The sequence below is a fragment of the Photobacterium nomapromontoriensis genome (assembly GCF_050336815.1).
Taxonomy (GTDB): Bacteria; Pseudomonadota; Gammaproteobacteria; order Enterobacterales; family Vibrionaceae; genus Photobacterium; species Photobacterium nomapromontoriensis.
In genome coordinates, this window is record NZ_JAKJSL010000028.1 from 42,471 (window position 1) to 64,057 (window position 21,587).

The following is a 21,587-nucleotide window of genomic DNA, read 5'->3' on the forward strand; positions in this document are numbered from 1 at the left end:
AAAAACTGCCATCATAATATCAATTCGTGCTGACTTTATACCCTCGACTCCTTCTCTTTTCACAAACTAAATCCATCAGCAGTAATTAGCAAGTAACCAGCAGTTTTTGACTAGTTATCTTTCCTATTGTGATTCAATCTAAGTACCAGCAAACGGCTATTTGTTTGATTACCATAAACACCTACTCATTTTTATCAGCCTATTGTGTTCTTGTATAAGGGGTAAAAATGCTTACTGAATATTGGTCAGTTGATGTATTTATCATTTCCAACCTGCTGCTATGGGGAATCGTTGCTGTTATTTTTGGCTATCACCATATTACAGGCGGTGGAATGCTTAATGAGCAATCAAGTAATAACAATAGTAAAGGTGAATAAATGAATATTAAAACATTAGGTTATACCACCATGATCATATCAGCAACCTTAATGGGTTGTGTCGGATTATTTGCACGTAATATCAATACAAGTGGTGATGTTATTGCTTTTACCCGGATGGCAGTAGGTGCTATTTGTGTCTTTGCTCTGATGTATTATCAAGGAAAAGCGCTACTTATCAAATCGACGAAACTCACCCCTTCTATCGTTGCTAGCGGAACATGTTTAGGCCTTTGTTTAGCGGCTTATGTTTCATCAACACAACACACAACACTAGCAAATGCGGTATTCCTTATTTATACCGGCCCTGTCTTTTCTACCATCTTGGCAGCGATTTTCCTGACGGAAAAAATTTCACGACTGACAGCAAGTTTACTCACCGCTGTTTTCATCGGCTGTCTCTTCATTATCGGCATCATTAATTATGATCCGACCACTGGTTTAACCGTGTCCCTCTCCTTTTCAAAAGAGAACTTCGTTGGGGATATGCTCGGTTTAGCGTCCGGCATTGGCTATGGCCTGTATCTGTTTTTCAGTCGCTATCGTACCGATGTCACCTCTGACTCTCGCTCATTCTATAACTTTTTCTTTGGTGGCATTGCCATTGGTATTTGTTTTGCCATCAATCCCCCATCACTGACCGATATGGATACCAGCTCTTGGATTTGGTTGATTTCAATGGGCTTTTTCATTGGCTTTGGCGCACTATCACTCCTCACCATTGCAGCTAAACACCTGAAAGCCGCCGAACTGGCTTGTGTCTCTTACCTAGAGACGGTTGTCGGTGCGGCTATTGGTATCAGTATGTTTGGCGAATCATTGACGGCATTGCAAACGCTGGGCGGGATCCTTGTCATCGGCGGGGGCATGGGGGAAATCGTGCTATCCATGATGAAAAAACACCGGACAATGAAACAGGCGAAAGCGACGATCCAACCATAACCTTGGAGGTTACGATGACCATCTTATTGAACTGGGTACTGCTAATTTCCACCGTGACGATCATGATCGGTTTAGCGATATACAGTAGCAAGATTGTACATTCGAGCAAGGGTGAGGGAGGTTTCCTAATGGCAGCCAACAGTTTGGGGGCCTTCGTCGGGGGAGCCTCCATCGTGGCAACTGGCTTTTCTGGCTGGGGATTTATGGGATCACCCGGTGTAGCCTATAAATACGGCGCCATTGAGCTACTGGGGAACTTCTTTTTTGCTCCGGCAATGGTGTTTGCAGTGCTGTTTTGTGCCCGTTTTTTACATCAAAAAGCACAGCAGATTGGCAGCTTAACGCTACCGGAATTCGTCGCCCGAAGCCATGAAGGGCCTGATTCAATCAAACGGATAACCCAAGCTTTTGTGGCGATCATTACTATTGTGCTGTTGTTGGTCTTTCTTGTCGGTCAAATCAAAGCATTAGGCTTATTGGCTGCACCATGGCTAGGTATTGATCCAAATACAGCATCGCTATTAATGATCGCAATTATTGTGGTGTATACCTCCATCGGCGGGCTTGCGGCGGTTACATTGACGGATGCCTTTATGGTTATCGGGATGTGCATTTCAGCACTGATTATTGTCTGGACGATTTTCACTGATATGCCCGTTACCGAACTATTAGATAGCCTGAATGCAATTGACCCCGACCTGCTCGCCCCCAGTCACTCTGGCCCGTATGGCTCATCGGTATGGCACGTACTAATGGTATTGCCCTATGCCTTTATTTACACGGCAACCTTACCCTACATGTCGGTACGTTTTATGGCGTTATCACCCAAGACCAAATTACACCATGTCGCGGCTTACATGACACCGATGGCTTGCCTGCTCAGCTTAGTCCCCATTGCAGGACTGTATATCCGCGTTAAAGTACCCGGACTTGAAAACCCCGATCAGGCAATGCCGACATTTTTAACCATGTTTCTGTCACCCACCGTTTCTGCCGTTGTGACATTATTCATACTGTTTGCCATGAAATCCACCACCAGCTCAGTGTTACACTCTATTGCAGGCTCAGTATCACACGATCTTCGTCAGGCAATTTGGCCCGACTGTAAGCTTTCCGCCAAAGCACTGCTATATCTCAACCGTTTCTCGGTTTGGGTCTTAGGTGGAGCCGGTTTCATTATTATGTTATGCGCGCCCCCCTTTATGTTATCCATGTTGGCTATTTTAGGATCAGGGACATTGATGGCAGCCTTGGTGGCTCCGACATTATTTGCTCACTTTATTCATGCAAATATCTATGCAGCCTTATTTTCTATCATTATCGGTTTTATATCGGGGTGTACGTTGTTCCTTCGTTTTGATCTTGGCTGGATTGAAGCCCCCATGTACGCCTCGTTATTAGCGTGCATTTCATATTTTGTTATTGCCAAACTCTATCAGCTTCATCCTATCGAGCATAATGTTATGCCACGCTAACTAACATCAAAATTCACATATTAACAGTAAAATAATCATCAAAAAGGTCAGAACGTAAATCTCTGGCTTTTTTAATATTAAAAAATCACTCGCAAGCTATTGATCACAATATACGACCAACATTAGATCTCTAATAAAAACATATAACAAATAAACCAAGCAGGAATTGGCATTATTGTGGCAGATTTTAGCTAGTGATTTAACATCAATATTCCTATTATGATATCACTACTTAACAAGCTCCATTGTATTCATCATGTTACTGAACGACTTTATATTTGTTTGTCTTTTGAATTTTACATACGAATTCATTCACCAATAAAAAGAGCACCCACCAATATAAAGTCAACTGAATTAAAACAACTAATAATAGTGAGATACGATTATGAGTAAGCTCTATATAGGCTCAGAAATTGGTCAACTACGCCGTGTTATTCTTCATCGTCCAGAGCGTGCACTGATTCATCTAACCCCATCTAATTGTCATGACCTCTTATTCGATGATGTATTGGATGTTGATCGCGCCGACGAAGAACATGATATTTTTGCCAATACACTCCGTAATCAAGGTGTTGAAGTCCTTCTTCTACAAGACTTACTGGCCGAGACCCTCTCCGTGCCAGAAGCAAAAGACTGGTTACTAACATCTCAAATTTCAGCGAACCGCTTCGGGCCAACATTTGCCAACGACATCCGTTGTTTTCTGGCCGACTTACCCAATACTGAATTAGCCTCCATTTTACTTGGCGGTCTAAGCTATGCCGAAATGCCCTATAAATCATCATCAATGATGCAAGCACTTCACTCACCTTGTGACTTCATTATTGAACCTCTGCCCAATCACTTATTTACCCGTGACACCTCATGTTGGGTATACGGTGGCGTATCAATCAACCCAATGGCAAAACCGGCTCGGCAACGTGAAACTAACCATGTGCGCGCCATCTACCGCTGGCACCCGCTATTTGCCAATGGTGATTTCATTAAGTATTACGGTGATGAGGAAAAGAGCTACGACAATTCAACCATTGAAGGTGGTGATGTATTAGTCATCGGTAAAGGTTCCGTCCTGATTGGTATGTCTGAGCGCACAACAGCACAAGGCGTTGAACAGTTAGCTTCAAACTTGTTTAAACATGGCCAGGCAAAACAAGTTATTGCAATACAGCTGCCTAAACATCGCTCTTGCATGCACCTTGATACCGTCATGACACACATGCGTGAAGATACCTTCTCTGTTTACCCAGAAGTTGTCCGTAAAGATGTTAAGTGCTGGAGCCTAACCGGTGATCAATCTGGCACCGTGAGAGCCACTGAAGAAGGATACTTTGTCACCGCCATCGAAAAAGCGCTGGGGCTTGATAAGCTGAATTTAATCACGACAGGAGGTGATACCTTCGAAGCTGAGCGCGAACAGTGGAACGATGCGAACAACGTTCTCGCGGTAAGACCCGGTGTGGTTATCGGTTATGAGTGCAATACCTATACCAATGAAAAATATGATAAAGCCGGTATTGAAGTTCTGCCTATCCCTGGCGATCAACTTGGTCGTGGTCGTGGCGGGGCTCGCTGCATGAGCTGCCCAATCGAACGTGATGACATCTAACCAGAAACCTTTACCCATAATAATCGGTCGGCGTTACGGTGCCGACCTCAGAGAACATCTTGAGAGGTAAAATTCATGTCCAAGCAAACAGTTGTTGTTGCATTAGGTGGTAACGCACTACTTCGTCGTGGCGAGCCATTAGAAGCAAATATCCAACGCCAAAATATTGCAATAGCGGCACAGACCATTGCGGAAATTGCGAAAGAATACAACGTTGTTCTTGTGCATGGTAACGGCCCACAAGTCGGCTTGCTTGCCCTGCAAAACGTAGACTATAAGAAAGTTGCGCCCTACCCGCTTGATGTTTTAGGCTCTGAAACACAAGGGATGATCGGCTACATACTGATGCAAGAACTCAAAAATTTACTACCAAAACAAAACGTCTCTTGCATGCTGACACAAATGAGTGTCGATCCTAATGATCCGGCCTTTGCCGACCCAAGCAAACCCATTGGCCCGGTATATAATGAAACTGAAGCACGTGAAATGGCTGAGAAATATTTTTGGACTGTCAAACCTGATGGTCAATATTTCCGTCGCGTTGTTCCAAGCCCACAACCAACAGGCATTATTGAGCACGATGCGATCACCGCCCTCATTCAACAAAATCATTTAGTGATTTGTACCGGCGGCGGCGGTATCCCAGTCAAACACGAAAATGGCAAGCTTGTTGGGGTTGAAGCGGTTATCGACAAAGACATGTCCGCAGCATTCTTAGCAAAACAACTTGAAGCAGACGCGCTATTAATTCTCACTGACGCCGATGCGGTATGCCTGGATTGGGGAAAAACCACACAAAAAGCATTAAGCAAAACAACCCCTTCTGAACTGGCGAAATATACTTTTGATGCAGGTTCAATGGGCCCAAAAATTGAAGCCTCTTGTGAATTTATCAAGCAAGGTGGCAAATTGGTTGGCATCGGATCACTTCAAGATGGACTACGTATATTAAAAGGTGAATGTGGTACAAATATTATTGCGGCATAACACTGCAATCATTGCCGAACTTGCAATAACACTAACAATAAATAACCACGAGGCACACAATCAAACCATTAATTGTGCTTAGGTTATGCGCCTCAATTAAATATAGATTCTAAAGAGGATAATCATCATGGCTTTTAATCTTCGCAATCGTAATTTCCTAAAACTTTTAGATTTCACACCTCGTGAAATTTACCACTTATTAGCACTTTCTGCAGAATTAAAGAAAGCCAAATATAATGGCTACGAGCAACCTCAATTAACGGGTAAAAATATTGCTCTGATCTTTGAAAAAACCTCCACTAGAACACGCTGTGCTTTTGAAGTGGCAGCCTTTGATCAAGGCGCTCAAGTCACTTATTTAGGCCCATCTGGATCTCAAATTGGTCATAAAGAATCAATGAAAGACACTGCACGCGTACTAGGCCGTATGTACGATGGTATTGAATACCGCGGTTTTGGCCAAGCGATCGTTGAAGAACTCGGTCAGTATGCTGGTGTTCCCGTATGGAATGGGCTAACTGACGAATTCCATCCCACTCAGATTCTGGCTGACTTTCTGACCATGCAAGAGCACGCTCGTGGTAAACAACTTCATGAAATCAAATTTGCCTACCTGGGTGATGCACGTAATAACATGGGTAACTCACTCATGGTCGGAGCTGCCAAAATGGGCATGGATATTCGCCTCGTAGCTCCCAAAGCCTTCTGGCCTGAAGAAGCACTAGTCGCTCAATGTCTTGCAATTGCTGAAAAAACAGGTGCAAAAATCTCAATGACTGAAGATGTCAAAGAAGGCGTTCAAGGTTGCGACTTCCTATACACTGACGTTTGGGTATCAATGGGCGAAGCCAAAGAAGCATGGGCAGAGCGTATTAACCTCATGCTACCTTACCAAGTTAACATGGACATGATTAAAGCCACAGGCAACCCACATGTAAAATTCATGCACTGTCTACCAGCATTCCATGGTGAAGATACCACCGTCGGTAAAGAACTCGCGAAAGCGTACCCTGTCCTGGGAAAAGGTGTCGAAGTGACTGATGAAGTGATTGAGTCTGAGCACTCTATTGTCTTTGATGAAGCAGAAAACCGCATGCACACTATCAAAGCCGTGATGGTCGCCACATTAGGTCAGTAATCAGTACTTTGATATCGACCACAACCCTTTTATCTATACCGGCCTTTGGCCGGTATTTTTCACTCCGCCTATTGTGCGTAGGAATACACCCAGTATAAACATTCCTCTTCCTAACGCTCACCCTAACGAAGTTACACCAAAAGCATAAATATACCCTTCGGTATTTGATAGCCCTATATTCTCATTCACCCTGTGATGCACATCCTGTTGCGTATCACATTTCGTTATTTATACCGTGGTGCTTTGATGCATCAAAAGAGAAAATAGTGACAGGTAAATAAGAGGTCAATAATATGTGCCAACGTGTTATAGCAAATACACCTAAATTTTTACTATTTGATTTACAGTCAGCCGAGCAAACCGAGCACCTGCTTTTTTGTGCGGATTATGTTCTCGTTTGGCCCCGCAACACAAGCTGTACTCTTTATCTAGGTGCGTCTGTCCATCACCTCTCACCCGGCCAGCTCGCTCTGCTAACCCCCTTTTCGCCCCACCGCTTTGAATTTGAGCCAGCTGGAGATAATTCGAAAGGAGAAGAATGCGATGTGCTGCATTTTCGTCTTAATGCCCTGGGGCAAACATTCATCGACAGTGTTCAATTTAGTGATATTAAACTGATGCTTGAAAATGCACGTAATGGCTCTCTATTTAATATTGATGCTGATTCCTACGTTAACATTTACCTAAAAGCCGTCAATAATACTTATGAATTTTCTCAGGTCCTGAATTTACTCAGTTTATTAGAGGCACTATCAAAGCAAACTCATACTTGCTTGACCGATTATAATTTCGACATCGTCAATAGCCAGCGGATTGAAGATAAAGTCCGCATAGTGCTGAAATACATTGCCGATAATCTGGCCGAGCCGCTTTCCGTAACAATGGTAGCTGACCAGCTCTATATGGCAGACAGTACCTTCTCTCGCTTCTTTCACGCCAATCTCGGGGTGACATTCAGGCAATATCTCATTGAACAACGGGTACGCCAGGCAGCACGTTACTTAGTGACCACAGACTGGAGTATCGCGCGCATCGGCGCTGAGGTGGGCTTTTCTTCGTTATCTAATTTTAATGCCAAATTCAAAAGCGTAATACGGGTGACTCCTCGTGAATACAGAGCGAGCCACCTCAATAAACATCACTATCTTGCAACCCACCGCAGTGTGGTTGGGCAACTGCAGAATCAACTGGCTTGATAACATCAAATATAACCAGAAAAACTATATACATGCAGAAAGACTCATTATTCTAATTGCAACATTTATAACAACGTTATCAGCCATTTTAACCAATAACAACAAAACAAGTATTTACACTATTATCAACAGGTTACCGTCAAATAAGAGGGTAACCTGTCCAGTTACTAGCAAACACTACATTCAGCTAAAAAATGAATAAAACCAAACTCTTTAAGCCATGCTAATTCTAATTCAGAACTGACTAAAAAACGGCCACTAAAATTGATACCATGCCCAGATATTGCTTCCACTTGATTTTTAGTTCGGGGGATCACCAGCATCCAGCGTTGAGTTAATAATATATTGTAAGGATGGCACTCAGGATAACCATCAATTATTGTGTCAGTATAAAGATCTAGTTGTTGCATGGCTGAAATATAGGCTTGGTATAATACCTCAGCATCCAGCGACTCAAAACAAGACAACACATGTTTAAAAGGCAGACGTCGAGCCACTATCTGTGACTCAAGCGGGATCTGACTACGCACTAATTGCATGTGGCGATGCATTTGGCTTGAACCGGCAATATGACCTGAATTGAAAAAACCAAGTACATCCGGATGAGAAAAAACGGTAACCCAAGCGCTAAAATCAGCCTGACTTAATGGCGAAGTTTGTGGAATGTAGTGCTTAGCACAAACTAATATATGAGGGACTGTAATGGGAAACTTATTGAGTAAACATACATGCTCTGTTCCCATATCCCCCAAATAAATGTCCGGATTATAGGGCGGTAAAAAAGGATCATGTTGCGTAATGTCTGGCGAATGTTTTTTTTTCATATTCCCAGTAATCACATTCCCAACATACACAATCCCGTCTTGTTCAACCAAAGTATCCTCTGAAATAAGGGGGAATAACTCCCCCTCCAGCAATGCTTTTTGGGATATGTGCTCAGCAAGAGACCATAGCATTGATATTTGTCCGATTAATTTTCTGACTCATCGTCAAACACGCCGCAATCTGTACAGCTTTGTAGCGCGATCTCATGTTCAAACACAATAACACCTTCAGCCGTCAGGCTCTCTGCAATCTCATTTGCAACTTCTTCTGCATCTTCGGCCTCAACACCACTTTCAAGCTCTTCTTCAGAGTAGCCAAAGTAGTTCAACAACAAGTAATCGCGAGCTTCTTCAGCAGTACAGGTCACGTTCACCGTAAAATCAGCCGCAACATTCCCTTCAGCCACAATCACATTTACTTGCTCTAAAATTTCCTCTTTCATCGCAGCCGTTAACCAACCAAGGTCGGTATCAACCTTGGTTTTTTTACAGTTAAAACAAGGTAGTTTATGAAAGAAATATTGAAAATTGGTCATCGGAATGGTTTTCTCTGTGTGATATATACCAAGATTATGCTGATTTTCTTATCAAATACTAGCGATAAAAATGAAATGTCGCTTTTCAATAAGCTAACTAAAGGCGTGCCATGGCGAAAAGGGGCAACACAGTGCGCCGATGTATCAATGCCCGTCGACAGCGACACTTCAGCTTTAACCTATCTGTTATACAAAATGCACTGACGTTAAATAACATGCATCTCAAATAACTCACCGTCTTATTGTGAATAAGATTTAGCAACATTTACCCTCTGTATACCCGTTTCATCAATATACCGAAGCGCGACTTACCAACTTAGTCCACAGCGTTTTAACTGGATATTTATGTTCATGATTAACGCGTGATACAATAATTTTGAGAAGTGCACCGAAAAGCACAAATTATCTACCAATCTTCTGGTAAGGTTCAGATATAGTCGTTATAATGCTTGGCACTTAATATCAGATATTAAATAACAATGAATATTTTCCTTTCAACGCTGCTTTCTTATCCTGTCATTGTATTCTTTATTCCTTTTTGCGTTTTTAGCGTGTTGATGATTATTGACTTCCTATTCAATATTTCTGACGGGCATTTAAGTAATGATATTGGTGACATGGATAGCTCGTTAGCCGCTAAATTATTCTTGCCATCAGTTTTAACCCTTGTCCCACTTCCGATTATGCTGTGCCTGAGTACATTTGCAGCCACCATTCTTATGTATTACGCGGAAACCCTATTATTCCAAAATATTAGTGGTAATTTCACAGGTGTCCTCATTGCGATATCACTGATAGGCATTTACTACCTCGCACTACATATTTCCGCCATCGTATTACGGCCACTGGCCCCTATACTGAATCAAGCCAATGCCTTTGCCGCCATTGATTTTAATGGCAAACGCGCTTTTGTTCGAAGTGTGACAGTCAACGAAGAGCAGGGCGAAGTAGTGATCGTTGAAGGGGGAAATGAAATTCAAATCGATGCTTACAACAGCCTCAATGAAGATATTAATTATGGTGATGAAGTACTTATTATTTCAAAAAACGAGGATACTCAGCGCTACCTCGTTTCTCGATTAGAGCCGTAAATAAACACAATATTTTCGGGAATTTACTCAATATAAAAATCATTTATCAAAACTGATCAATTTTGTCACATATTAAGGAGACAACAATGCCAATAAACTTTTCACCGAGCATGATTTTTATTCTTGTGGGTGTGGGTCTGTTCATACTGATTATGCTTTTTTTAACCTCACGTTATCGCAAAGTACGAAACGAAGGTGAAGCACTTATCATTAATGGTATTCAGAGAACTAATGCATCGCTCACCGGTGCTTTTGTTTGGCCTGTAATCAACCGCGCCGAATACATGGATATTACCCGCAAGAAGATTTCAGTTATTCGTAGCGGTCGTAAGGATCAAGAAGGTGAAGAATACGAAGGGTTGCATTGTAAAGATAATATCCGTGCCGATTTGAAAGTTGATTTCTATATAGGTGTCAATCACGAAGAAGAAGATATTGTCAGAGTCGCCAAACTGATCACCGCCGGTGGTGCCTCTGATCTTGATCGCCTAAAAGAACATTTCCAGCCTAAATTTTCTGAAGCGCTAAAAACCGCCGTCAAACAATTTGAATTTGAAGAACTCCTCACCAATCGTCGTGCTTTCCGTGACGCTGTTGTTAATGTCATTGGCAGTGAAATGGACGGTTTCAAAATTTATGATGTGGTTATCGATAAAGTCGACCAAACCGCGCTGGATGCGCACGATCCAAACAACATCTTGGACGTTGAAGGGATCCGCAAGATTTCCTCAATTACCTCAGTGAAAAACACAGAAACCAATGCAATACGCCAAGACGAGCGTACTTCAATTAAGAAGAAAGATGTCGAAGCAGAAGCAAACCGTCTGCAATTAGACAAGCAAGAACAAGAGAGTATTGCACGCACCCGTCGTGAAGTTGAGATTATCCAAGCTCAAGAACATGCGCTGGCAGAAGAGAAACGTCAAGAATTTGAGCGTGCTGAAAAATTGGCCCAACTTGAGACTGAAGAAGCGGTCTCGAAGCGCAAAGAAAGTGTCGATATGGAAGTAGAAATGACCCGTATCGCCAATCAGCGTCAAGTGGCTATTCAGCAAGAAGAACTTAACCGTGCAGTAGAAACAGAAAGAGTTCGTACTACATCGGAAGTGGCTCAGAAAGAGATGGAAAAAGAGACCACCATTGAAGAAGCACTAAAATCGGTGGCAGAAACCAAATCTCAACGCGTCGAGATTGAGCGCAAGATTGCACGAGAAGAAGAAGAAACGGCGAACTTACGTGCCACTGAGCAAGTCAACCGTCAGAAAAAAGTGAAACTGATCGAAGCCGAAGCCGAAGCCGAAGCGAAACAAATCGATCTGCTGGTTATTGCTAAAGCTGAAAAAGAAGCAGCGAAAGAACAAGCGGATCGCAAACTCATTGAAAATGAAACTGAAATCAAAATTCGCACCCGTGATGCTGAAAATGATCTGGCAGTGAAAACACGTCAAGCCGAAGCGGATTATGTTGTAAAAGCGAAGCAGGCAGAAGCGGAATTTATTGCCAAAGAGAAAGAAGCCGAAGCACAATTTATTATGCAAGATCGTGAAGCGGCAGCGAAAGAACGCATGGCACAGGCAGAGAAAGAGCACATCAGTGCAACTGGCTTGGCCGAAGTTCAAGTTGAACGTGAGCGTGCGATCGCGATTAAAGAGACAGGCGAAGCGCAAGCTTACACCCTACAGTCAACCGGTGAAGCAGAAGCTGGCGCGCTCCGTGCGAAAGGCTTGGCAGAAGCAGAAGCACAAACCGCACGCTTTGAAGCCGCTCGTCAGTACGATGATGAAACCCGAGAGCATGACAAGTGGGTTATGCAGTTACAGCAACAAAAAGAACTGGAAATGGCCCGTATCAAGGCACAACAAGAAGTGTCTAGTGAAAATGCTAAAGCCTTAGCTCAAGCCTTGTCAGCGGCAGACATCAAACTATTCGGTGGTGACGGCATGGAGCAATTACGTCGTACTGTAATTGATTCTGCTGCGATGGATAACCGCTTCAAGGGGTCAGAAGTACTCTCTCCGCTGGTCAATGAATACATCAACGGTGAACGCAGCCTACCGCAAGATCTGAAAGATATCTTGGAAAAAACCGATGTGAATAGTGGTGATCTCAGCAGCATCGCTATTGCCAATATGCTCAATAGCAAAGGTGGCGCAAATGATTTATTTGCCTCACTAAAAGAGAGCTTATCGGGCAAAAACGGCTCGTCGCTTGATAACTAATCAAGCGTATAAAACATCAGTTTAAATTACCTCACACCCTCGCTTAGAGGGTGTGCTTTTCTGAGGATATGAGACAGTGACAGAAACGACTCATAATGCTATTGATGATGCGGTAAGTGAAGGTGGGGCCTACGAAGTATTAAAAGCCCGACTTTCCCAACAAGGCGAAACCCTTAAAGACCTTTCACAACAATTTAATCTCAAACGCCAACAAACCTTTGGCGGCAGCGACTTCGCGTTAATTGGCAAAGCCAATGTTCAGACGAACTCTCGTTGTGTTCCCGTCGATATGGCGCAAGTTAACGGCCAGATCCTCTTCGGCTATCAAGTCTATGTCGGTTTAAAAGCCAGCCCGGCACTGAGCGACGTGTTCGGTGTTTATACTCTCAATGAGAGCGACGGGACATATCGCCTTGACCCGATTCAACTTGAGGCCTCATTCCTTAATGATGCACAATTTACTCATGAATTCTCCGAGCTGTTTACCTATTACAAAGACGCTCGGTTATCCCAGATTTCACGGCAAGAAGACATTCTCTATCTCGCCTTCCAAATCGGCATGCGTTCAGAAGACCGCAAAGTCTTCCGATTTGAAATCACGGCCGAAAAAGTACGCTATCTCGACAGCCTGGGCCAGGTTTCTCTTAACGATGCTCCGCAACATGATTTCAGCTGGGTAGCTACCGGGCGTAACGATCATATCAATGGCGATCACCCGCATGTTTCTATTGCAGATAAACTATTTGTGGAATGTGTCGGCGGCGACCTGACCATCAAGATAGAAGACAATACTGACGAAGGCCAAGGCATCTATCGTGAACTCGTTGAAGACGCCCACCAAAGTGTCGCCGACGCTGAGATTAGTTATGCCTTTGTGGGCGATCTTATCGTACTGAAAGTACTGCCTAATCGTGAGAAACATACTCGCTATTTTATTTACAACCCCATCAATCAACAGGTGATCCGTACTGATGCATTAAGCGTTAGTGGTAAAGCCTTACCCGAAAATCATGGTTTGCTATATCCCCGGGGCTACGTGCTGACGGGGGGTGAACACAAGCACTTTGATGGCGACTGGCAACACCTGCGATTCTTTCACAAAATCGCCTCTCCCAACGGTGAAGACGTACTTTATTTTTTCTTTAACGTGGAAAAAGGCTACTACGTTATTTATGTCTATAACCTGATTGAAAAAGCCTTCTCTGCTCCAATGCACAGTCACGGCTGTAGCCTGTATCCTGACGGGCGGATGTTGATGTTCCGTGTATCAGAAAACGCCGAAGCCTCAACCATCCATCCGTTGCGCATCTGGAACACACCATTTATGGTGCCTGAGCATTACGCCCACCACCACCAGCAACAAAAACAAGGCGCGGATCCTTTTCTTGCTAATCTGGGTAATACTGAACTGGTTAGAGCGCTATCATCATTACTGACGATTTGCCAATTAGCTCAAACCAACGAGGTAAGCCAAGCCGCATTTGAAACGCTCTTAAAAACCTGCCAAACCACACTGGATCACTATGATTGGTTAGACAATGACGCCGCATTAGGGCTCAGTGATGCCGTCACCGCCGTAATGGCTACCGCTGATTCCATCATTGATGAATTCGCGAAAGTTCGCCAACTTCAGCAGCATGCGGAATCTGCTCTAGCGCAACAATCAGCAACGGTTCAGGACTTAGTTGGTCGCTTAAAACTGGCCCCCCGCGACGAGGCCAATGTATTACTGGCGCTATTAGCCGAACTCAAAGCCGAAGTGGGCTGTGTCATGGCGCTACGTCAGCATCGGTATATGCCAGAAGCACCTGTTGACACTATGTTAGCGACCTTGGCTGATCAACGGCAGCTGATGAATAACTTGCTATTGACACTACTGCAAGAGGAAAAAGCCTACCGACCGTATAAACAAGCGATTACCGCTATTGAAGACAAGCTAAAGACGGTAGATAAAACCGCTGAGCTCAATAAGCTACAGGTACAGACAGATCAAGTCAGAACCGAGCTGGCCTTAGTTACCGAAGAAGTCGCGGAAATCGAAACTGACGATCCCACTCAGGCAACCCGCATTCTGGATTTGACTACTGAAGTCACCTCAATGCTCAACGCAGCATCAGCCCGCTTACGTCAAAAACACCAGTCATTACGCGGTCATGAGGCAAAGGCCGAGTTCAGCTCACAGTTTAAGTTACTCGCTCAAGCGGTCAACAGCGCAATGGAGCAATCACAGTCACCGGAACAGTGTGATGAGCAGCTCGCTAAACTGATCGGATTGCTTGAAAAACTGGAATCGCGCTTTGCTGACTTTGATGAATTTCTGGCCGAAATTTACACCAAGCGGGATGAAATTCAATCCACGCTGGAAGGCCATAAACAGCAGCTGATCTCAGCCCAACAACGCAGAGTCCAAAACCTTAACCAAGCGGCTACGGTAACCTTTACCAGTATCGAAAAACGTGTTACTCGCTTCGATGATGTCGCTGCACTCAACAGCTTCTTTGCCACAGATAATATGGTAATGAAGCTACGTCAGCTCGCGGAGTCGATGCGTAACTTGGGCGACAGCGTTAAAGCTGACGCAATAGATAGCAAACTAAAAGCGGTACAAGACCAATCACTGCGTGCCCTGCGCGATAACCAAGATATCTTTGAACAAGGCGGCAATATACTCAGGCTGGGTAAACACCGCTTTAGCGTCAACAAGCAGGCACTCGATCTCACTCTGGTCGACTATCAAGACACCCTCTCGCTACATGTGTCAGGCACCGAATATTATCAGCCTGTCACTGCACCAGAGTTTCTCTCCCTGCAAGCAATGGCGAAGATGGATGTCGCCTCCGAGACCCCGGCAGTCTATCGTGCAGAGTACCTGGCTTATTTGGTTCTTGACGCTGCCCAGCGTCATAGTGATGGCTGGTCTATCGATGGCTTACAAGTCGCACTGCAAAATAATCAATTACTCGCTGACATCCAGCAATTTGCTGCGCCACGTTACCGTGAAGGTTATGTCAAAGGGGTGCACGATCACGATGCAGAAAAGATCTTAGCCGCGGTTTTACCTTGCTATGCCCAAGCAGGACTATTACGCTTCGGTCAAGCGGAACGCGCGTCCACGCTGCTGTGGCTAGCCAACTTAACCGAAAGTGATTACAGCCACTGGCACCAGACTGCACGAAATGCCGTTTTGATGCAGCAGCATCTTGGGGCGAACACCGCTTTTGAATCAGTCAAAACTGAGTTATCCGCCCTGATCCCGAGCATGGCCAATGCCGACCTCACCAGCAGTGCTGAGTATGCCATTGCGGTACTAGCCGCTGATGGCGCATCATCACTGCTATCTGTCGATGTCAGTCGCGATGCCATCGAACTGTGTGACGTTTACTTATCATTCCGCCGCAGCTTAGGTTGGCAAGCCGATACCACCGCAACCAAGACTGCATTCGCGGAACACTATCAATGGCTGTGTGCCTACACCGCACACCAAGCAACCACCCAACAAGATACGCTAAGCCAGGCCTTTGTGGTTGAAGCCAGCATGCTCGCGGTTCTGAAATCCTCTGTCGCGAATGACGCTTCCGTGCTCTCAAAGATGGATATCAAAGCCGTTGAGTTCTCCTTACTGGCACACTTAACCGGTCTGCTTGGCGATCATCCTCGTGTGGTTGATGGTGGGATGACACTGGTTTTGGATGAGTTCTTACAGCGCGGTTCACATCATCAACACCACACACTACCGCAATATGAAGCCTACCTCACTCAGCGGGCAGCTCTGCTCACTGACGCGAAATCGCAGCTTCGATTGAATGAGTTTCTCCCTCGGCCTTTAACATCATTTGTCCGCAACAAGCTGATCAGCGATAGCTACCTGCACTTAATCGGTGACAACCTTGCCAAGCAAATGGGTACAGTGGGTGCGAATAAACGTACCGATTTAATGGGGATGCTGTTGCTGATCTCTCCGCCGGGCTATGGCAAAACCACCTTAATCGAATACGTGGCACATAAACTGGGCTTGGTGTTTATGAAGATCAATGGCCCGTCAATTGGTCATCAGGTCACCTCTCTCGATCCTAGTGATGCGCCGGATCAAAATGCGGCTCGTGAGGTAGAGAAAATTAACCTCGCCTTTGAGATGGGTAATAATGTGTTGTTGTATCTTGATGATATTCAACACACCAACCCTGAGTTTCTACAGAAATTTATCTCGCTGTGTGACGGCACCCGTCGCGTGGAAGGTACCTGGCAAGGGCAAACCAAAACCTACGATATGCGTGGTAAAAAGTTTGCGGTGGTCATGGCGGGTAACCCATATACTGAATCCGGTGATGTCTTTACCATCCCCGATATGCTGGCTAACCGTGCCGATATTTACAACTTGGGTGACATGCTATCAGATCAGAAAAATGCCTTTGAGTTATCCTTTATCGAGAACTCACTGACCTCTAACCCAGTATTAGCCCCACTAGCCACCCGTGACTTGAATGATCTGTACCAACTGATCAATATGGCTCAGGGTGAGAAAGTCGCATTAAGTGACTTAACCCATCCATACTCCGCCACTGAAGCGAATGAAATTGTCGCCACATTACAGAAGATGCTGGTGATCCAACAAACCGTACTTAGGGTTAACCAGCAATACATCGCATCAGCCGCGACGGCTGACGCTTATCGCGTAGAGCCGCCCTTTAAGCTTCAAGGCTCCTACCGGAATATGAATAAGCTGGCCGAGAAAGTCTCTTCCGTTATGACCGACAACGAGCTGCAAACCTTAGTGCAAGACCATTACCAAGGTGAAGCTCAGACACTCACTTCTGGAACCGAAGAGAACCTGTTAAAGCTGGCTGAGCTGCGTGGCAATTTATCGCCAGAGCAGCAAGCGCGATGGCAGCAGATCAAAGAGGGGTATTACCGTAAGCAACAATCCGGGGATGATGGCGATAGAGCAGGACAAATAGTACAGCAGATGGTGGCCCTGAATCAGAATATCCACCATGTCGCCAGTACATTAATAGGGAGCAAGAAATAATATGGATAAATTTAGTTTAGAGAAATTGCTGATCGCGAGCTTTGAGGACGTTAAGCTCGATAATACCGAGCGGCGAGCATTAGCATCGCAGTTAATCGAAGCCGAGATGCAAGCCGAAGATCTCGCCTTTTTACGTAATCGTGCTTTTGGCCATGTTCAGCAGTATATTCGTGATGAGGGCGAGCCACTCGCGGCGCTAAAATGGCTAGAGCACGTCACGAAGCAATTTGATAAGGCCAAACCACAGGAAACGGGCCTACTGGCAGAATCATGGTTTTCGCCAGGTAATTGCTGCTTTGATGGCATTAAAAATCAGCTCAACCGCGCATCTTCCACGGTTGATATCTGTGTATTTACCATTGCCGATGACAACCTAACGGACGTTATTCTCAAAACCCACCAGCGAGGAGTGAAAGTCCGTATCATTACCGATAATGATAAAGTGAATGACAGTGGCAGTGACATTGGGTACTTGGCCCGTAAAGGCTTAGCCATTAAAACCGATGATACCGACTATCACATGCACCACAAGTTCGCCATTTTCGACCAACAACGCTTAATTAACGGTAGCTTCAACTGGACTCGTAGCGCTTCTCGGTTTAACTCAGAAAATGTCACCTTATCCGATGATAAGCGTCATCTCGACCCATTTTGCACACACTTCGAAGCGTTATGGCGTCAGTTCCCTGACTACCGCGTGCGCTAACCGGATGCTTTACAACTGAGACTGAGATTGACCTCATCACAGCCTCGCTAAGGCAATGAAAAACGGCCTCAAGTATAAGCTTGAGGCCGTATGCATAGTGTAAAGATTCAACCAGCTTGATAAGGATATCTCAGAATAAATCTGTCCCGCTTTATCAACGCGATATTGCAGCCGATTTTGATACCGACGACTCATAACGACCACGAAGTGTCACCGTCATCCACCCGTAACCTAATCCAATAACGCAATAAACCAATTCAGTCACAGCGGCACTGGTATAAGTTGCACCAGGGACATATGACATAAAGCCAAAGAATGTCCCGGCCCCGACAAATAGCGCAGGAACAAAATCCATCGGAGGGATCCGTTCTAAGCAAATACAGGGAATCACGATGATAAATACGGCAATGGGCAAGGCAAAAAAGCCAAACTCACCTAATGCACCGCCAAGTTGCATAATGCCTATTGAAGCAACGATGCCACTGATATAACCCAATAACGCTTTTTTTGCCCCCTCAACAGTGCAACCCGCCATGAAATACATCGCCCAGGCGATAAAAGCAATCCAACCAAAACCAACATTGCCAGGCACAGGCATCAACCCGGCTAAAATTTGATCTAATGCTTGAATAGTAAAAGCGAGAAATGCAACGATCATTGGGATTATGATAAATTTTTGAAAGTTCATCTTAGCCATCCTTAAGCGCTTTCGCTAATTTCTGTTTGATACAAATCGTATGCCTGCACGACAGTCAACCCATCATGAACCACCGCATTAATCGACTTAAGCATCGCTAGTGGTGATTGAGCTTGAAAGACATTGCGTCCCATATCGACCCCCGCAGCCCCTGCTTGCATCGCACGGTAGACTAAGTCAAGCGCATCATATTCTGGAATTTTTTTACCACCCGCCACTACAATGGGCACCGGGCACGCTGCGACAACGTGCTCAAAATCATCACAATAATATGTTTTTACAATATGCGCCCCCAGCTCAGCCAATACCCGAGAGGCAAGCATGAAGTAACGTGTAGTGCGTTCCATTTCTTTACCAACGGCCGTCACCCCCAACGTAGGAATGCCATATCTAGCGCCAGTATCAATGGTTTTAACCAGATTATTCAGGCTCTGGCACTCCCCAGATGCCCCAACAAAAACCTGAATCGCTAAACAAGAGGCATTGATGCGAATCGCATCATCAATATCAACACCAACCACTTCATGGCTCATATCGTCTTGTAATACCGTACTGCCAGCACTCGCCCGTAAAATGACGGGTTTATTATGAATGGGTTGAATACAGCTTCTTAGTGCACCACGCGTCGCCATTAATGCATCGGCATAAGGCGCAAGAGGTTCAATCGCTAAATCTAACCGCTCAAGACCTGCCGTTGCCCCCATGATGTAACCATGATCAAACGCCAGCATCACTGTTTTACCCGTATTAGGGCGAAAGATCCGGCTTAAGCGATCTTTCATGCCCCAGTCAACATGTTCCATCCCTTTAACAAAATAACCATTTTGATGATGAGGAATATCCAGCCCATAGTTTTTTGCTAACTGCATACCATCTTTATCTGCCATCATATTATCCTTAATGTATTACACTAACTCTGGCGTAGAGACTGAAGAAAACGCACCGAATACCAACGACATGCTTGTCGCGCCGGGATCAATCAAGCCAATCGCCCTTTCTCCCATATTCTTCGCCCGTCCCCGGGTGGGTTTCATCGCAATTGTCGCTTGCGCGCCCTCATCGGCCGCTTGAGCGGCGATACGAAAGAGCGTATCGATTGAAATCTGCGGCTGGTTAGCGGCAGATTCCATGGCTGAAACAGCAGGGATCAATGCATCCAGCATTGTTTTATCCCCTTGCTGTGCTCCGCTAAAATGGCGCATTTTGTCCAAGCCCGCCCGAAAAGCGGCTGCGGTTTGTTGAGGCGATAATTGTTCTTCAGTCAAACCTTCCGCTAATCCGATAAATAAATTACCAATCAACATCCCTGCGGATCCGCCATCCTGACTTAATATCGACCACCCCAGATCATCAATGGCCTGTTGCCAATGACTCACAGGTGCCTTATCTGCCTTAATTAACATCTCTTCTATCGATCGCTTTACCCGCAGCATGGTGGTGCCATGATCGCCGTCGCCCGTTTTTCCATCGAGCTCATTCAACCAAGCCGCATTATCACCAATTGCAATCGTGGCAGCATCGAGCATCCGATAAAACATAGGTGCATTGAAGGTATCCATATTTGCCTCCTGAATTTAGGGTATAAGACACCCTACGCCAGTACGTATCATTGCTTTATGAAGGGAAATAACCTGACGGCCATCATCATTACAATGGCCGTCAGGCAGAGATTAGGCCGCTAGGCTTGTGTCCAATACGGTGTACAACAAGGTTTGTCCCAATAGGTAAGTGTTTCAGTATCAAACTTAGCCAAGCACATTTGGAATCCCGCCATTTCTTGCACGGTCAATAACTCATCCACTTTAGTTCGTTCAACAATAATGCCCTTCTCTTTCAAAGCCAGATGGCAGGCGCGAGACACAATAAACATCTCCATGAAAGTCGTAGCACCTGTTCCGTTGATTATTAGCATGAGTTTATCGCCCACTTTGGCATCAATCGCCAGACAGAGCTGCTCCAGCATAATATTGGCGGTATCATCGGCACATTGCACTTTCATCCGTCCACCGCCCCCTTCACCATGCTGCCCCATCCCAATTTCCATTTCATCATCGGCCAGATCACCAATCGCCATCCCAGATTGTGGGTGTGAGGCATTGCTCATGGCAACAGCCAGAGTGGCCATCTTGTCATTCAACAAGCCGGCAATACGGTACACTTCATCCAGCGGTAAGCCTGCCTCTGCGGCCGCTCCTGCTATTTTATACACGGGAATACACCCAACTAAGCCACGGCGATCTTCCGCTTTAACTTGTAGGCCTGCACTAATGTCTTCATGGGTGAGCAACATTTTTACGTTAATGCCATCGCGCTTGGCCAGCTCCATCGCCATCTTCGCAGACATCACATCGCCTTCATGATTAAGCACCACCAACAAGACGCCTGCTGGGCAATTTGCCATTTTCAACGCTTCAAAGACTTTTGGTGCTCCAGGTGCCGCAAACACATCCCCGACAACAGAATAATCCAGCATACCTTCACCGACAAAACCACTTAACGCAGGCTCATGCCCAGCACCACCAAGAGAAACGATAGCAACTTTATTCGGATCTTTAGGTGTAGCCCTTGCGACAATCTTATCGGACACCACCTGAATATGTTTGGGGAAGCTCATTTCGAATCCCTGAAGTAATTCACTAGTAATATTCTCTGGCTGATTGATAAACTTTTTCATATCGATACCTTAACCTTAATAGAATAAATAATGGCCTGAACTCTCTGACGTAAAATCATTGGTATAGATTCATAGGTATAACTTTATTGGAAT

The 21,587-nt window shown here is 45.1% G+C and carries 17 protein-coding genes; 11 read left to right on the forward strand and 6 right to left on the reverse strand.

The window, feature by feature from the left end:
• Window positions 1–227 precede the first annotated feature (227 nt).
• The 7 genes from L4D12_RS11920 (at window position 228) to L4D12_RS11950 (ending at window position 7,721) form a co-directional block, all read left to right on the forward strand.
• The gene (locus tag L4D12_RS11920) at window positions 228–377 is read left to right on the forward strand and encodes a hypothetical protein (RefSeq protein WP_428448064.1); all 150 of its coding nucleotides are present in this window, start codon (window positions 228–230) and stop codon (window positions 375–377) included.
• On the forward strand, window positions 378–1,319 hold the full coding sequence (locus L4D12_RS11925) for a DMT family transporter (protein ID WP_428448065.1): 942 nt from the start codon (window positions 378–380) through the stop codon (window positions 1,317–1,319).
• Between the two features lie 14 nt (window positions 1,320–1,333).
• A complete protein-coding gene (locus tag L4D12_RS11930; protein ID WP_428448066.1) occupies window positions 1,334–2,794 on the forward strand; it encodes a sodium:solute symporter family protein in 1,461 nt (486 codons plus the stop codon).
• 385 nt (window positions 2,795–3,179) lie between these two features.
• A complete protein-coding gene (gene arcA / locus L4D12_RS11935; RefSeq protein ID WP_428448067.1) occupies window positions 3,180–4,400 on the forward strand; it encodes an arginine deiminase in 1,221 nt (406 codons plus the stop codon).
• Window positions 4,401–4,475: 75 nt separating this feature from the next.
• The gene (arcC, locus tag L4D12_RS11940; protein WP_428448068.1) at window positions 4,476–5,387 is read left to right on the forward strand and encodes a carbamate kinase; all 912 of its coding nucleotides are present in this window, start codon (window positions 4,476–4,478) and stop codon (window positions 5,385–5,387) included.
• Between the two features lie 127 nt (window positions 5,388–5,514).
• The gene (locus L4D12_RS11945; RefSeq protein ID WP_428448069.1) at window positions 5,515–6,525 is read left to right on the forward strand and encodes an ornithine carbamoyltransferase; all 1,011 of its coding nucleotides are present in this window, start codon (window positions 5,515–5,517) and stop codon (window positions 6,523–6,525) included.
• Between the two features lie 545 nt (window positions 6,526–7,070).
• Complete coding sequence (locus L4D12_RS11950; RefSeq protein ID WP_428448070.1) at window positions 7,071–7,721, forward strand: helix-turn-helix domain-containing protein; 651 nt, start codon at window positions 7,071–7,073, stop codon at window positions 7,719–7,721.
• 167 nt (window positions 7,722–7,888) lie between these two features.
• Here the strand turns inward: L4D12_RS11950 and L4D12_RS11955 are convergent, their stop codons facing one another.
• Window positions 7,889–8,677, reverse strand: a complete 789-nt coding sequence (locus tag L4D12_RS11955) for an ATP adenylyltransferase family protein (RefSeq protein WP_428448071.1) — start codon at window positions 8,675–8,677, stop codon at window positions 7,889–7,891.
• A gap of 14 nt (window positions 8,678–8,691) precedes the next feature.
• Window positions 8,692–9,081, reverse strand: coding sequence for a hypothetical protein (locus tag L4D12_RS11960; protein ID WP_428448072.1), 390 nt, complete (start codon window positions 9,079–9,081; stop codon window positions 8,692–8,694).
• A 479-nt stretch (window positions 9,082–9,560) separates the two neighbouring features.
• On the opposite strand from L4D12_RS11960, the gene L4D12_RS11965 reads away from it, so the two are divergent.
• The 4 genes from L4D12_RS11965 to L4D12_RS11980 all read left to right on the forward strand — a co-directional run bounded on the left by L4D12_RS11965 (window position 9,561) and on the right by L4D12_RS11980 (window position 18,123).
• Window positions 9,561–10,172, forward strand: a complete 612-nt coding sequence (locus tag L4D12_RS11965) for a DUF1449 domain-containing protein (RefSeq protein WP_428448073.1) — start codon at window positions 9,561–9,563, stop codon at window positions 10,170–10,172.
• A gap of 86 nt (window positions 10,173–10,258) precedes the next feature.
• Window positions 10,259–12,391, forward strand: a complete 2,133-nt coding sequence (locus L4D12_RS11970; protein WP_428448074.1) for a peptidase — start codon at window positions 10,259–10,261, stop codon at window positions 12,389–12,391.
• Window positions 12,392–12,467: 76 nt separating this feature from the next.
• Entirely contained in the window at window positions 12,468–17,417 is a 4,950-nt protein-coding gene (locus L4D12_RS11975; RefSeq protein WP_428448075.1) for a DNA repair ATPase, read from the forward strand.
• A 1-nt stretch (window position 17,418) separates the two neighbouring features.
• Window positions 17,419–18,123 (forward strand): phospholipase D-like domain-containing protein, encoded by a 705-nt coding sequence (locus L4D12_RS11980; protein WP_428448076.1) that lies wholly within the window; start codon window positions 17,419–17,421, stop codon window positions 18,121–18,123.
• Window positions 18,124–18,277: 154 nt separating this feature from the next.
• On the opposite strand, the gene L4D12_RS11985 is transcribed toward L4D12_RS11980, so the two are convergent.
• The 4 genes from L4D12_RS11985 to L4D12_RS12000 all read right to left on the reverse strand — a co-directional run bounded on the left by L4D12_RS11985 (window position 18,278) and on the right by L4D12_RS12000 (window position 21,494).
• Window positions 18,278–18,811: a DUF1097 domain-containing protein gene (locus tag L4D12_RS11985; RefSeq protein WP_428448077.1), complete on the reverse strand. Its 534-nt coding sequence runs from the start codon at window positions 18,809–18,811 to the stop codon at window positions 18,278–18,280.
• An 11-nt stretch (window positions 18,812–18,822) separates the two neighbouring features.
• Complete coding sequence (lsrF, locus tag L4D12_RS11990) at window positions 18,823–19,710, reverse strand: 3-hydroxy-5-phosphonooxypentane-2,4-dione thiolase (protein ID WP_428448078.1); 888 nt, start codon at window positions 19,708–19,710, stop codon at window positions 18,823–18,825.
• A 15-nt stretch (window positions 19,711–19,725) separates the two neighbouring features.
• The gene (locus tag L4D12_RS11995; RefSeq protein ID WP_428448079.1) at window positions 19,726–20,379 is read right to left on the reverse strand and encodes a DAK2 domain-containing protein; all 654 of its coding nucleotides are present in this window, start codon (window positions 20,377–20,379) and stop codon (window positions 19,726–19,728) included.
• A gap of 119 nt (window positions 20,380–20,498) precedes the next feature.
• The gene (locus L4D12_RS12000) at window positions 20,499–21,494 is read right to left on the reverse strand and encodes a dihydroxyacetone kinase subunit DhaK (RefSeq protein ID WP_428448080.1); all 996 of its coding nucleotides are present in this window, start codon (window positions 21,492–21,494) and stop codon (window positions 20,499–20,501) included.
• Window positions 21,495–21,587 lie beyond the last annotated feature (93 nt).

Coding starts and splice junctions, on each gene's coding strand:
- L4D12_RS11920 (WP_428448064.1), top strand. CDS start 228: ATGCTTACTGAATATTGGTCAGTTGATGTATTTATCATTTCCAACCTG.
- L4D12_RS11925 (WP_428448065.1), top strand. CDS start 378: ATGAATATTAAAACATTAGGTTATACCACCATGATCATATCAGCAACC.
- L4D12_RS11930 (WP_428448066.1), top strand. CDS start 1,334: ATGACCATCTTATTGAACTGGGTACTGCTAATTTCCACCGTGACGATC.
- arcA (WP_428448067.1), top strand. CDS start 3,180: ATGAGTAAGCTCTATATAGGCTCAGAAATTGGTCAACTACGCCGTGTT.
- arcC (WP_428448068.1), top strand. CDS start 4,476: ATGTCCAAGCAAACAGTTGTTGTTGCATTAGGTGGTAACGCACTACTT.
- L4D12_RS11945 (WP_428448069.1), top strand. CDS start 5,515: ATGGCTTTTAATCTTCGCAATCGTAATTTCCTAAAACTTTTAGATTTC.
- L4D12_RS11955 (WP_428448071.1), bottom strand. CDS start 8,677: ATGCTATGGTCTCTTGCTGAGCACATATCCCAAAAAGCATTGCTGGAG.
- L4D12_RS11960 (WP_428448072.1), bottom strand. CDS start 9,081: ATGACCAATTTTCAATATTTCTTTCATAAACTACCTTGTTTTAACTGT.
- L4D12_RS11965 (WP_428448073.1), top strand. CDS start 9,561: ATGAATATTTTCCTTTCAACGCTGCTTTCTTATCCTGTCATTGTATTC.
- L4D12_RS11970 (WP_428448074.1), top strand. CDS start 10,259: ATGCCAATAAACTTTTCACCGAGCATGATTTTTATTCTTGTGGGTGTG.
- L4D12_RS11980 (WP_428448076.1), top strand. CDS start 17,419: ATGGATAAATTTAGTTTAGAGAAATTGCTGATCGCGAGCTTTGAGGAC.
- L4D12_RS11985 (WP_428448077.1), bottom strand. CDS start 18,811: ATGAACTTTCAAAAATTTATCATAATCCCAATGATCGTTGCATTTCTC.
- lsrF (WP_428448078.1), bottom strand. CDS start 19,710: ATGATGGCAGATAAAGATGGTATGCAGTTAGCAAAAAACTATGGGCTG.
- L4D12_RS11995 (WP_428448079.1), bottom strand. CDS start 20,379: ATGGATACCTTCAATGCACCTATGTTTTATCGGATGCTCGATGCTGCC.
- L4D12_RS12000 (WP_428448080.1), bottom strand. CDS start 21,494: ATGAAAAAGTTTATCAATCAGCCAGAGAATATTACTAGTGAATTACTT.